The organism is Intrasporangium sp. (genome assembly GCF_051961875.1).
Taxonomy (GTDB): Bacteria; Actinomycetota; Actinomycetes; order Actinomycetales; family Dermatophilaceae; genus Intrasporangium_A.
Genome location: NZ_JBQCCV010000310.1, coordinates 1 through 12,873, shown reverse-complemented (window position 1 = coordinate 12,873; position 12,873 = coordinate 1). Strand labels below are relative to the sequence as shown.

7 protein-coding genes are annotated in these 12,873 nt (G+C 72.9%); 3 read left to right on the top strand and 4 right to left on the bottom strand.

Annotation, left to right across the window (positions count from 1 at the left end; all coding sequences use genetic code 11):
• Positions 1-756 (top strand): hypothetical protein (locus tag ACTHJJ_RS19105; protein WP_440304534.1); only part of this gene is annotated, 756 nt, incomplete at its 5' end.
• Between the two features lie 138 nt (positions 757-894).
• On the opposite strand, the gene glpK is transcribed toward ACTHJJ_RS19105, so the two are convergent.
• Complete coding sequence (gene glpK, locus ACTHJJ_RS19100) at positions 895-2,415, bottom strand: glycerol kinase GlpK (protein ID WP_440304533.1); 1,521 nt, start codon at positions 2,413-2,415, stop codon at positions 895-897.
• 314 nt (positions 2,416-2,729) lie between these two features.
• Here glpK and ACTHJJ_RS19095 point away from each other — a divergent pair, with 314 nt between their 5' ends.
• Complete coding sequence (locus ACTHJJ_RS19095; protein WP_440304532.1) at positions 2,730-4,448, top strand: glycerol-3-phosphate dehydrogenase/oxidase; 1,719 nt, start codon at positions 2,730-2,732, stop codon at positions 4,446-4,448.
• Positions 4,449-4,489: 41 nt separating this feature from the next.
• Positions 4,490-5,929: an MFS transporter gene (locus ACTHJJ_RS19090; protein ID WP_440304531.1), complete on the top strand. Its 1,440-nt coding sequence runs from the start codon at positions 4,490-4,492 to the stop codon at positions 5,927-5,929.
• 21 nt (positions 5,930-5,950) lie between these two features.
• Here the strand turns inward: ACTHJJ_RS19090 and ACTHJJ_RS19085 are convergent, their stop codons facing one another.
• From ACTHJJ_RS19085 to ACTHJJ_RS19075, 3 genes are all read right to left on the bottom strand, one after another.
• On the bottom strand, positions 5,951-6,367 hold the full coding sequence (locus tag ACTHJJ_RS19085) for a VOC family protein (RefSeq protein WP_440304530.1): 417 nt from the start codon (positions 6,365-6,367) through the stop codon (positions 5,951-5,953).
• A 183-nt stretch (positions 6,368-6,550) separates the two neighbouring features.
• Entirely contained in the window at positions 6,551-7,405 is an 855-nt protein-coding gene (locus ACTHJJ_RS19080; protein ID WP_440304529.1) for a DNA-formamidopyrimidine glycosylase family protein, read from the bottom strand.
• 94 nt (positions 7,406-7,499) lie between these two features.
• Entirely contained in the window at positions 7,500-12,524 is a 5,025-nt protein-coding gene (locus ACTHJJ_RS19075) for an Lhr family ATP-dependent helicase (RefSeq protein WP_440304528.1), read from the bottom strand.
• Positions 12,525-12,873: the final 349 nt, after the last annotated feature.

Below are 12,873 nucleotides of genomic sequence, written 5' to 3'. Positions count from 1 at the left end.
GCCGTCACCTCGGCCCGCTCCGCAGCGGAGACCCATTCCGCAATCTCTGTGGCACTGCTGCGCGCCGCCGGGCCGCTGGCGCGGTTCACTGCTCCGGAGGAGGTCATCCCGCCCGCGGAGGCGCTCCCCGTCGTTGTCACTGCCTCGGGGGGCATCGGCCGCGTCGTCATCGTCAGCGCCGACGAGCAGGACCCGACCGCCGCCTCCGCCCGTGCGGCGCAGATCACGGAGGCGATCGACATGGCCCGTCCCAAGGTCTCCTGCGGCTGGGTCATCGACCTGCAGCAGACAGCGTCACCGAACGACTGGGGCGCTGTCGCCGGCATCGCCCCCTTCCTGCACGAAGGGCCCGCGTTCAAGATCGAGGACCTGACTCACCAGGCGTCTCAGGTGTCGATCGCCATGGGTTCGGTCTTCTTCGAGGGGCGCCCGCTCGTGGTATCGCCAGGCTCGACCTTCCGGAACACGCAGCCGGTCGCCGTCCTCCAGTCCCCGATGACCTCCGCCACGGGCGAGGGACTGCTCCGCGCCCTGCGCCGGACTGGGGGTGTGCGGACGTTCGGGTTCCCTGCGGGCAGCATGCCCATCACCGAGGCGTTCAGCCTCGCGGACGGGGCGCAGATCGTCCTGCCCGTGGGCCAGGTCGTCGACGACGATGGCAAGCCTTCCAAGGACCTCCTGATGCCGATGAAGGAGACCGACAAGCCCGACACCGAAGCGGTCCGGTGGCTCCGGGCTCAATGCCGCGGTTCCTAGGTCGACCGCGATGACCACCGGCGGAGGGTGGGCGCGCGGCATCCTCTCGCTCGCAGCACTCGCATCATGGGCGAGCGCGCCTTCTTCGTCGATCAGGTGACCTGGTGGTCCGGAGTCGCACCCGGCCCCCGGGCGGTCTCAGCGGGTGTCGGTGTCGACCCAGTCGAAGGTCTTCGTGACCGCCTTGCACCACTGCCGATAGAGCCGGTCACGCTCGGCGGGGTCCATCTTCGGGGACCATCGCCGGTCCTCGCCCCAGTTGGCGGCCACCTGGCTGGGACTCGACCAGTACCCGACAGCCAGCCCAGCGGCATACGCCGCCCCGAGCGCGGTCGTCTCGGCGACCTTCGGTCGCACGACATCGACGCCGAGCAGGTCCGCCTGGAACTGCATCAGGGTGTCGTTGACGACCATGCCGCCATCGACCTTGAGCTCGGTGAGCGGCACGCCTGAGTCGGCGTTCATCGCCTCCAGCACCTCGCGGGTCTGGAACGCGGTCGCCTCGAGCGCGGCCCGGGCGAGATGGCCCTTGGTGACGTAGCGGGTCAGCCCGACGAGGGCGCCGCGGGCGTCGGGCCGCCAGTGGGGCGCGAAGAGGCCGGAGAAGGCGGGCACGAAGTAGGCGCCCCCGTTGTCGTCGACAGTGCAGGCGAGCGTCTCGACCTCCGCGGCGTCGTGGATGAGGCCGAGGTTGTCGCGGAGCCACTGGACGAGGGAGCCGGTCACCGCGATCGACCCCTCGAGGGCGTAGACCGGCCGGGCGTCGCCAAGGCGGTAGCAGACGGTCGTGAGCAGCCCGTGCTCACTCGGGACGATCTCCTCCCCGGTATTGAGGAGCATGAAGTTGCCGGTGCCGTAAGTGTTCTTGGCCATCCCCGGCTCGAGGCAGGCCTGGCCGAACGTCGCGGCCTGCTGGTCACCAAGGATCCCCGCGACGGGGACGCCGGCGAGCGTGCCGGGCGTGATGGTGCCGTAGACCTCCGAGGACGATCGGATCTCCGGGAGCATCCGCAGCGGGATGCCGAGCTCGGCGACGATCGACTCGTCCCAGGACAGGGTCCGCAGGTCCATGAGGAGGGTGCGGGACGCGTTCGTCACATCGGTGACGTGGGTGCCGCCGTCCTCGGCGCCGCCGGTGAGGTTCCACAGCAACCAGGTGTCGATCGTGCCTGCGAGCAGCTCGCCAGCCTCCGCCCGCTCGCGGGCACCGTCGACGTGGTCGAGGATCCAGCGGATCTTGGGCCCGGCGAAGTACGTCGCGAGCGGGAGGCCCGTCGTGGCCGCGAACCGCTGCGGGCCCACGTCGCCGGCGAGCTCGTCGCAGATCGCCTGCGTCCGGGTGTCTTGCCAGACGATCGCGTTGTGGACCGGCTGCCCGGTCGTGCGGTCCCAGACGACGGTCGTCTCGCGCTGGTTCGTGATGCCGACGGCGGCGACGTGCCCGGCGTTGAGGTTCGCCTTGCCGAGCGCGCCGCCGAGGACGGCCCGGGTGTTCTGCCAGATCTCGAGCGGGTCGTGCTCGACCCAGCCGGCGCGCGGGAAGATCTGCCGGTGCTCGCGCTGGTCCGCCGCGACCACGTCGCCGCGCGCGTCGAAGACCATGGCGCGCGTGCTCGTCGTGCCCTGGTCGATCGCGACGACGTAGCTGGCATCAGGCATGGCCCGACGCTACTGCAGGCCGCACCGGTATGCCGGTGAGCCGGCACCCGCTCCGGGGCGCCCTCCCAGCCCTCACCCCATCATTCGAGTGAGCGCCCCGCCCCACCCGTCACATGACCACTGGGACCCCTGAGGCTGACCGCTCACTCGACGAAAGCACCTCCACCACTCGAGTGAGCCCCGGCCCCACCCGCCACAGGACCACTGGGACTCCTGAGGCTGACCGCTCACTCGACGGAAGGGACGCGGCCGCTGGGCGGGCGGTCGCCGCGGTACGGGCTGAGCGGCATACGGCCTCTGCATAGGCTGGCGACATGACACGCCCCGTTGCCCTCGGCCCGGACCAGCGCGCCCAAGCCTGGCAGCGGCTCGGGTCGCAGCGGTTCGACGTGCTCGTCGTCGGCGGCGGGGTCACGGGCGCCGGCACGGCGCTCGACGCCGCGACAAGGGGCCTCTCCGTCGCGCTCGTCGAGCAGCGGGACTACGCGTCAGGCACCTCCTCGCGCTCGTCCAAGCTCTTCCACGGCGGCCTGCGCTACCTCGAGCAGATGAACTTCGACCTCGTCCGCGAGGCGCTGCGTGAGCGTGAGCTCATGCTGACCCGGATCGCGCCCCACCTGGTTCGGCCCGTCCCGTTCCTCTACCCCCTCACCGGGCGCGGGTGGGAACGCCCTTATGTGACAGCCGGACTCACGCTCTACGACACGATCGGGGGCGCCCGGTCCACGCCGCGGCACCGGCAGCTGACCCGCACCGGGGCGCTTCGGCTCGCCCCGGCCCTGCGGAAGGACGCGCTCACGGGCGGCCTGCTCTACTACGACGCCCAGGCGGACGACGCCCGGCACACGCTGACGACGGTCCGGACGGCCGCGGCATACGGGGCGACGGTGCTCAACTCCGCCCGCGTCGTCGCGCTGCGGCATGCCGGCGAGCGGGTGGTCGGCGCGATCGTCGAAGACGTCGAGACCGGCGAGCGCGTCGACGTGACGGCCACCGTGGTCATCAACTGCACCGGCGTCTGGAGCGACGACATCCAGGAGATGGCCGGCGCCCGGGGGCGGTTCACCGTGCGGGCGAGCAAGGGGATCCACATCGTCGTGCCCCGCGACCGGATCGACTCGGAGACCGGCCTCATCCTCCGCACCGAGCGGTCGGTCCTCTTCGTCATTCCCTGGGGGACGCACTGGATCATCGGCACGACCGACACGGAATGGCACCTCGACCTCGCCCACCCCGCGGCGACGCGCGCGGACATCGACTACCTGCTCGAGCGGCTCGGCACGGTGCTGCGCACCCCGATCACGCACGACGACATCGAGGGCGTCTACGCCGGCCTCCGGCCCCTGCTAGCCGGCGAGGACGAGGACACGGCCGAGCTGTCGCGGGAGCACGCCGTGTCCCGCTCCCAGCCGGGGTTGGTCTCGGTGGCGGGTGGGAAGTACACGACCTACCGGGTGATGGCCGCGGACGCCGTCGACGCCGCGCGCGAGGACCTCGGGCCCGACGTGCCGGACAGCGTGACCGAGGACATCCCGCTGCTCGGCGCCGAGGGATACCCGGCGCTGCTCAACCGCATCGGGCACATCGCCCAGCTCCAGCAGCTGCCCGTATGGCGCGTCACCCACCTCGTCGAGCGCTACGGGACGCTCATCGACGAGGTGCTCGCGCTCGCCGACAGCGACCCCGCCCTGTTGCGTCCGCTGCCCGGCGCGGAGGACTACCTCACCGTGGAGATCGCGTATGCCGCGACCCACGAGGCCGGGCTGCACCTCGACGACCTGCTGACCCGGCGGACCCGGATCTCCATCGAGTCCCCGAGCCGCGGCGCGGACTCGGCGCAGGCGGCGGCCGACATCGTTGCCCCGATCCTCGGCTGGGACGCGGAGCGGATCGCGAGCGAGGTCGCCGCGTATGCCGGCCGGGTGGCCGCCGAGCGCGAGTCGCAGGAGGAGCTCGAGGACTCGGAGGCGAACTCCGAGCGGCAGGCCGCACCGGACATCCGACGGATCCCGCCGAGCCTCGCCACGGCGTGAGAACTCGGGGGCGGGGCGGCGGCGCTGTGTAGCGTTGCCGCGTGACGACACGCAACGAGGACCGGCCGCGGGCCGGACGGGACCGCGTGCCGGGTCCCCTCTCGGCGGAGTACCGACTCGTCACCATCGCCGTCATCGCGCTGATCACGATCATCGCGTTCGAGGCGATGGCCGTCTCGACCGCGATGCCGGTCGTCGCCCAGGAGCTGCACGCCGTCAAGTCCTACGGCCTCGCATTCTCGATCATGCTCACCGCCGAGCTGCTCGGGACCGTGCTGTCCGGGCTCTGGTCCGACCGCCGCGGCCCCTTCCAGGTCCTCGTCGTCGGGCAGGTCCTCTTCGCCCTCGGCTGCGTCGTCGCGGGACTCGCCGGGTCGTTCGGGGTGCTCCTCGTCGGTCGGGCGGTCGCGGGGCTGGGCGGCGGGCTCAACATCGTCGCCCTCTACGTCGTCGCCGGCCGCGTCTATCCGGCGTCGGTGCGCCCGCGGGTCTTCAGCTGGACGTCGGCAGCCTGGGTGTTGCCCTCGCTCATCGGCCCACCGATCGCCGGCTGGCTGACGACGACGTTCTCATGGCGCTGGGTCTTCCTCGTGGTCCTCGCCCCGATCGCGGCGACCTTCGTCATCGTGCTGCAGCGGCGGGAGTCGATCGACGGCGAGCTCGGCGGCGAGGCCGTGGGGCCGGCGCGGGCCACGGGCGAGCGCCGGCTCGTGTGGCTCGGCCTCACGATCGCGGTCGCCGCGGGGCTGCTCCAGATCGGTGCCGAACGGCTCGTGCCCATCAACCCGGCGATGCTCGGGGCGACGGTCCTGGGTCTCGCCGGGGTCCTGCTCGTCTATCCGCGGCTCGTGCCCGCTGGCACCCTGCGGATGCGCCGTGGGCTGCCCTCGACGATGCTGAGCCGGCTGCTGCTGAGCGCCACCTTCAACGGCGCCGTCACCTTCGTGCCGCTCATGCTCGTGGCCGAGCGCCACCTGTCGCCGACGCTAGCCGGCGCTGTCCTCACGGTCGGTGCGCTCGGCTGGTCGTTCGGCTCCTGGGTGCAGGGCAGCGCCGCCTTCGCGGACCGCAAGCCGCAGCTCGTCTCCATCGGCGGCGTGTTCCTGGCGAGCGGCGTCGCGCTGCTCGCGATCGTGGCCGCGACCAGCCTGCACTGGCTGGTGCTGGCCGTCGGCTCCGTGCTGACCGGTCTCGCAATGGGGCTCGCGACATCCTCGACGTCGGTGCTCACGCTCGCCCTCAGCCCCGCCGAGGAGCACGGCCGGGCGAGCTCCTCGCTCAACTTGTCGGACGTGCTGGGGGCTGTCCTCGGCATCTCGTTGTCCGGCGCCGTCTTCGCCGCGTTGCACGACCCGCACGGCTCCGACGTCGGCGTCTTCGTGCTGATGTGGGCCGTCCTCGCAGTCATCGCGAGCGTCGTCATCGCGTCGGGTCGCCGGACCAGGAGCCTGGACCGGCGACCGGATGCGGCCGGGGCCTGAGCGGTCAGCCCCGGCTGGGCCTCAGCCCTGCTGGGCCCCCGCGATGTTGATCATCCAGTTGACGCCGAAGCGGTCCTGGACCGCCCCGAACTCGTCGCCCCACATCTGCTTCTCGAGGGGTACCGAGACCTGGCCACCCTGGGCGAGCTTGTCCCAGTAGTCGTGCAGCTCGTCGCTGTCGTCGCCGCTCAGGCTGACCGTGATGTTGTCGCCGACCGTGCGTGACATGCCCGGCGGGGTGTCGGAGGCCATGAGGGTGTAGCCGCTCGGCGTCTCGAGCATCGCGTGCATGACGCCGTCCGCGCCCGGGGCGTCCTTGTCACCGAACTCCCCGAAGGTGGAGATCGAGAGGTCGCCGCCAAAGACGCCTTTGTAGAACTCCATCGCCTCGCGCGCGTTGTTCTCGAAGCTGATGTAGGGGTTGAGCCGTGAGCCCATGCTGGTGCTCCTTCCTCGTGAGGGTGTCCAACCCTTCCGAGACTAGGCAGGTCCGGCAACCCTGACCACCGGGACAAACCGGACATTCCGACCCGATCCGACCGGCCCCTCACCGATTCACGGCGACCGGTCCACGCAGGGTTTGTGACCGGTCGAGGGAGGGATAGTGACCGCTCGACGGGGTCAGGGGTCGCGCGAGCCCAGCGGCCGCTGCGGCCTGCCGTCGTCCGTCGGGCCGAGACCGCCCTGACACGTAGGGCAGTAGAAGACGACCCGGTCGTGCAGGCCCGCGCCGAGCGGTGCCACCCGTACCGGTGTGCCACACCGACGGCAGGGCCGGCCGCTGCGACCGTGGACGTAGAGCGACTCCCCTCGCCGGCGCGAGCCCGTCGACGACGGGACGGCATGGCGACGTGACTGGTCGAGCAACAGGTGGGCACGGTCGACGATCCGGGACAGGCGGCCCTCGTCGAGGTCGGCGGCCACCACCCACGGGCCGACCCGCTCGGCGAAGAGGGTCTCGGCCATCCAGATCGTGCCGAGCCCGGCGAGGTTGCGCTGGTCGAGCAGCGCCTCGGCGATGGGCACGGCGCAGACCCGCAGGTTCGCCACGCTGCGGCCCGCGCTCGCCGCATCCCAACCCAGGCCGAGCAGGTCCGGCCCGAGGTGCCCGACGAGGTCCGACTCCCGCATCGTCGGCACGAGGTCGAGCTCTCCGAGGCGCAGCCCGAGAGCGGTCCAGTCAGCGGCGGCGACCAGGGCCCGCAGGTCCGGCAGACGCTGCCAGCCGGGCTTCAGCGTCGCCGTCGCCTCGATCCGCCACTGCCCCTCCATCCGGAGGTGCGAGTGGAGGGTCAGCCCGCCGTCGATCCGGTGGAGCAGGTGCTTGCCGCGGCTCACCACCTCGATCGTGTCGCGGCCCCGCAGGTCGGCCGTCGACAGGTCCGGCCAGCGCAGGTCCGCCACGACGATCGGCTTGCCGCCGAGTGCCGCATCGAGCCGCTGCGCCGTCCGCCAGACGGTGTCGCCCTCGGGCACGGCTCCTCCCTTCCCCGAGCGCCGGAACGCCTGCCCCGCATCACCCAGATGTTCCCAGTCTGCAATGCGCCTCACCGCGACGACCCGGCCAGGGTTAGCGGCGCAGGCGCAGGCCCCGGGGCGTCATGTGGAAGCCGGCCTGCGAGAGCGCCTGCACGAGCGGGTGCCCCGAGCGCAGGACGGATGCCCCATCCGCCTTCTCGACCGTGAGCCGCCCGAGCGCACCCTCCCGGACCGAGAGCGCGAGCGCGTCCGCGGCGGCCTGCAGCTCGCCTGGCTCGTCGGACCAGCACAGCATGGTGCGCCCGCCGCGCTCGACGTAGAGGATGAGCGCACCGTCCACGAGCACGACCAGCGCACCGGCCTTGCGGGCCGGCTGATGGCCCTTGCGCCGCCCGCCGTCGCCGTCGCCGTCCTCGGTCGGGTCGGCGGCGGGGCGCTCGGGCCACGGCAGCGCCGCCCCGTAGGGGTTCGCCGGGTCGTGCGCGGCCAGCACGAGCGCGGGCCCCGCAGCAGGGGGTATGCCGCCCACCCCGCTCCCCGGGGCCGGCAACGCCCACAGGTCGGCGGGCTCCGATGAACGCGCGCCACCTGGGCCGCCCGCGTCGGGGAGCCGGGCGAGCGACCGCAGCCGGTCGACGGCGCCCGGTGCGGCGAACTGCGAGGCACCGAGGGACTCGACGAAGTAGCCGCGGCGCACCTTGCCGGCCTCCTCGGCCGCGGCGAGCACGCGGTAGATCGCGGCGAAGCCACCGGCGACGTCCTCGGCCCCGACGGAGCCGCGGGTCAGCACTCCGTAGCGGTCGAGCAGCAGCTCGGCGCTCGTCACCGCCCGGACGGTCGGGTCGGTCTCGGCGGGCGGGAGCGCGGTCCAGCGCCCGACTCCGGTCGCGGGGACCGACCCGCCGGCCCGGCCGGCCCGCAGGCTCGCCCCACGGGCGGTCTCCTCGGCGGCCTCGACCCGGGCCGGATCGAGGCTGGCACCCGCACCTCCGAGTCCGGCGCCACCCAACCCCCCGCGAAGCGAACCGAAGCGGCCGAGCGAACGGCGCTGAGCGGCATACCGCGTCGTGCGGGGACCGGACGTGGAGCGCTTGTGGGCGGTGCGACCGCCCGCGAGGAGCGCCCGCAGCGGCGCGATCGTGTCGCCCGTGGCGTGGCCGGACCAGACGAGCGACCACAGCGCGTCGAGCAGCTCCGTGTCGTCGAGGTCGAGACGGTCGGCGAGCGAGCGGAAGAACCAGGCGCCACCGCCGGACAGCTCGGCCAGGACGGCCTGCTCGGTGCCGGTCAGGTCGCCGTCGTCGGGCGGTGCCAGGGTCAGGTGGGCGGTGTCGGTGAGGTGCAGGCTGACCCAGCCGTCGTCGCCCGGGAGCGAGCCGTGCCCGCGCCAGGTCACCTCCCCGGTGCTCATGACCTCGTCGAGCAGGGCGGGGCGGTAGCTCGCGACGCGGGCCGGCAGGACAAGCGTCTCCAGGGCGCTGGCCGGCAGCACGGCACCGGTCAGCTGCTCGACGGCCCGCAGCAGTCCCTCCCGGCCGCGCAGACCGCCCCCGACGCCCTGCCACTGCGGGAGGAAGCGGGCGAGGTCGCGGCGCGTGACCGGCTCGACCTCGTGCCGGAGCGCGGCCAGGGAACGGCGGCGGAGCAGCCGCAGCACCTCGGCATCGCAGAACTCCGGGACGCGGCCGCCACCGTTCTCGACGTGCAGCAGCTCGCCCTCGACGACCCGGCCGGCCGAGACGAGTCGGCGCAGCGCGTCGTGCACGACGGCCGGGCCGACACCCCACCACCGGGCGGCAGTCACCGGGGTGAAGGGGCCGTGGGTCCGGGCGAAGCGGGCCACGAGGTCGCCGAGCGGGTCGGGCACCGGGTCGAGGAACGCCTGCGGGATGCCGACGGGCAGGGCCGTGCCGAGCGCGTCGCGCAGCCGGGCGGCGTCCTCGATGGCGGCCCACCGGTCGTCACCGGCGACGCGGACGGCGATGACGCGCCGGGCGTCCTCGAGCGCGCGCAGCCCGGCCTCCACAGCGGCGGGCTCGAAGCCCTCGGCCGCCCGGGCGAGGATGTCGGTCATCGAGAGGGGCCCGAGGACCCGGAGCAGGTCGGCGAGGTCCTCGGCGTCACGAGCCCCGCGGTCGGGGGTGAGGCGCTGAAGCTCGGCCTCGGTGCGGGCGACGGCCTGCGGGTCGAGCAGGTCGCGCAGGGCGAGCGCCTCGCCCTGCCCGAGGAGCTCGGACAGGAGCGACGGGTCGAGCGCGAGGGCGGCGGCGCGGCGCTCGGCGAGCGGTGAGTCGCCCTCGTAGAGGTACTGGGCGACGTACCCGAAGACGAGGGACTTCGCGAAGGGGCTCGGCTGGGCCGACTCGACGTCGACCACGGTGACGGCGCGCGAGCGGATGTCGCCCATCAGCGCGACGAGGCTCGGCACGTCGAAGACGTCCTGCAGGCACTCGCGGACCGTCTCGAGGACGATCGGGAAGGACGGGTACTGGCTCGCGACCTGAAGCAGCTGGGCCGCCCGCTGGCGCTGCTGCCAGAGCGGCTGACGGCGGTCCGGGCGACGGCGTGGCAGCAGCAGCGCCCGTGCCGCGCACTCGCGGAACCGCGCCGCGAACAGGGCCGATCCGCCGATCTCGGCGGTGACGAGCTCCTGGACCTCCTCCGGCTCGAGGGTGATGAGCTCGACGAGCTGCTTGCCGATCTCCGTGCCGGAGCGGCGCCGCACGCTGACGTCGCCGTCCTCGGAGAAGTTGTCCTCGTCGAACTCGAGGTCGGGCAGCCGGAAGACGATGCCGTCGTCGCCGTGCATGGCCTGGACGTCGACGCCGAACCGCTCCCGCATCCGGGCCGCGACACAGAGCGCCCACGGCGCATGCACCTGGCTGCCGAACGGCGAGAGCACGGCGACCCGCCAGTCGCCGATCTCGTCGCGGAACCGCTCGACGACGATCGTCCGGTCGTCGGGCACGTGCCGGGTCGCCTCGCGCTGCTCGTCGACGTAGGCGAGCAGGTTGTCAGAGGCCCACTCGTCGAGGCCCGCCTCCTCGACGCGGCCACGGGCGGCGTCGGGCTTCAGCCCGACGATCTCGCGGATGAACTCGCCCACGGCACGGCCGAGCTCCGCGGGGCGACCGGCGGCATCGCCCTTCCAGAACGGGAGGCGGCCGGGCTGCCCGGGCGCCGGGGTGACGAGGACCCGGTCGTGAGTGATGTCCTCGATCCGCCAGCTCGACGTGCCCAGGGTGAAGACGTCGCCGACCCGCGACTCGTAGACCATCTCCTCGTCGAGCTCACCGACCCGCCGGCCGGGGCCCTCGCCCGAGGCGAGGAACACGGCATACAGGCCGCGGTCGGGGATGGTACCGCCGCTCGTCACGGCGAGCCGCTGCGCCCCGCGCCGGCCGGTGATCGTGTTCGTGATGCGGTCCCACACGATCCGGGGGCGCAGCTCGGCGAACTCGTCGCTCGGATACTTGCCCGCGAGCATGTCGAGGGTCGCCTCAAGAACGGTGCGCGGCAGCCCGGCAAAGCTCGCCGAGCGCCGTACCAGCGCCTCGATGTCGTCCACGGTCCACTCGTCCAGGGCGGACATCGCGACGATCTGCTGGGCGAGGACATCGATGGGGTTCGCGGGCACGTGCAGGGCCTCGATGCCGCCGGAGCGCATCCGCTCGACGACGACGGCCGTCTGGACGAGGTCCCCGCGGAACTTCGGGAAGAGCACGCCCCGACTCACCGCGCCGACCTGGTGCCCGGCACGGCCGACCCGCTGCAGCCCGCTCGCGACGCTCGGCGGCGACTCGACCTGGATGACGAGGTCGACGGCGCCCATGTCGATGCCGAGCTCGAGGCTGCTCGTCGCGACGACAGCGGGCAGCCGGCCGGCCTTGAGGTCCTCCTCGATGGCCGCCCGCTGCTCCTTGCTGACCGAGCCGTGGTGGGCACGGGCGAGCACGCTCGCTGCCCCGCGGCTGGCTCCCGACTGCGCCATCACCTGGGCGGGCGGCTTCCCCCCGCTGCCCGTATGCCGCCCACCTGGCTCCGTGACGGGACGCTCACTCGAGAGCATCCCCCCGTCGAGTGAGCGCTGCGTCCCACCCGTCACAGCGCCCCCGGCGGCGAGCTCACCGTCCGCGCCTGCTGGCTGGGCGGCATACGACTCGTCCTGGCGTTCCTCCCAGATCTCGTTGAGGCGGGCGGTCAGCCGCTCGGCGAGGCGACGGGAGTTGGCGAACACGAGGGTCGAGCGGTGCCGCGCGATGAGGTCGACGATGCGTTCCTCGACGTGCGGCCAGATGCTCGCCCGGGGCAGGGTGCCGGTCGCCGGCCCCGACAGGTCGGGCATGCCCGGCTCGAGCTCCGCCACCGTGGATCCGAGCTCGGCCATGTCGGCGACGGGGACGACGACGCGCAGGTCCCACTGCTTCGTCGACTCGGGCTGGACGATCTCGACGGGACGGCCGCCGGCGAGGAAGCGCCCCACCTCCTCGACGGGGCGGACGGTGGCCGACAACCCGACCCGTTGGGCGGGGCGCGGCAGGAGGGCATCGAGCCGCTCGAGGGTGAGGGCCAAGTGGGCGCCGCTTTTCGTCCCGGCGACGGCTTGGACCTCATCGATGATGACGGTCTCGACCCCGCGGAGCGCCTCGCGGACCGACGAGGTCAGCATGAGGAAGAGCGACTCCGGGGTCGTGATGAGGATGTCGCTCGGGGTGCGGGCGAAGGCGCGGCGCTCGTTGGCGGGGGTGTCACCGGAGCGCACCGAGACCGCGATGTCGGGGACGGGCAGGCCGAGGCGCGTCGCTGCATGGCCGATGCCGACGAGGGGCGCCCGGAGGTTGCGTTCGACGTCGACGGCGAGAGCCTTCATCGGCGAGATGTAGAGGACACGGCAGCGCGCCATGCGGTCCTCCGGCACCGGCTCGCTCGCCATCCGGTCGATGGCCCAGAGGAAGGCCGAGAGGGTCTTGCCCGAGCCGGTCGGTGCGACGACGAGACAGTGGTGGCCGGAGGAGATCGCGTCCCAGGCGCCGGACTGGGCGTCCGTGGGCGCGCGGAAGCTGCTCCGGAACCACGCTTGCGTGGCGTCGGAGAACCGGTCGAGCACGTCACCCATCGCGCCCAGCCTGCCACCTCGCAGCGACAGTGGCCGCCGGGCCTGTCAGGTCAGCGGGTGCCGCAGTTCGTGCACAGACCGAGTGGTCGTTCCGGGCGGCGGAGGCGGTCGGCGCCGTGCCGAGAACCACGCCCAGCGCGGAGGTGGCGACGACGGCGAGCTTGATCATGGGGCGACGGATGGGGTGGACCCCTTCCGTGCGTGAGTTGGTGCTGGTCACGCTAGGACAGTTCCGGGTGGAGCGGGCCGGTTCCGCCCGTAGCCCGACCGCAGGAGGTATGCCGTTCACGCCGCCTGTTACGGGTGGGGCGGAGTGCTCACTCGACGGGAGGGCGCTGTGACGGGTGGG

What these genes read in the sequence shown, in the direction of transcription:
- ACTHJJ_RS19075 (WP_440304528.1), bottom strand. Translation starts at nt 12,524, where the DNA reads ATGGGTGACGTGCTCGACCGGTTCTCCGACGCCACGCAAGCGTGGTTC.
- glpK (WP_440304533.1), bottom strand. Translation starts at nt 2,415, where the DNA reads ATGCCTGATGCCAGCTACGTCGTCGCGATCGACCAGGGCACGACGAGC.
- ACTHJJ_RS19085 (WP_440304530.1), bottom strand. Translation starts at nt 6,367, where the DNA reads ATGGGCTCACGGCTCAACCCCTACATCAGCTTCGAGAACAACGCGCGC.
- ACTHJJ_RS19095 (WP_440304532.1), top strand. Translation starts at nt 2,730, where the DNA reads ATGACACGCCCCGTTGCCCTCGGCCCGGACCAGCGCGCCCAAGCCTGG.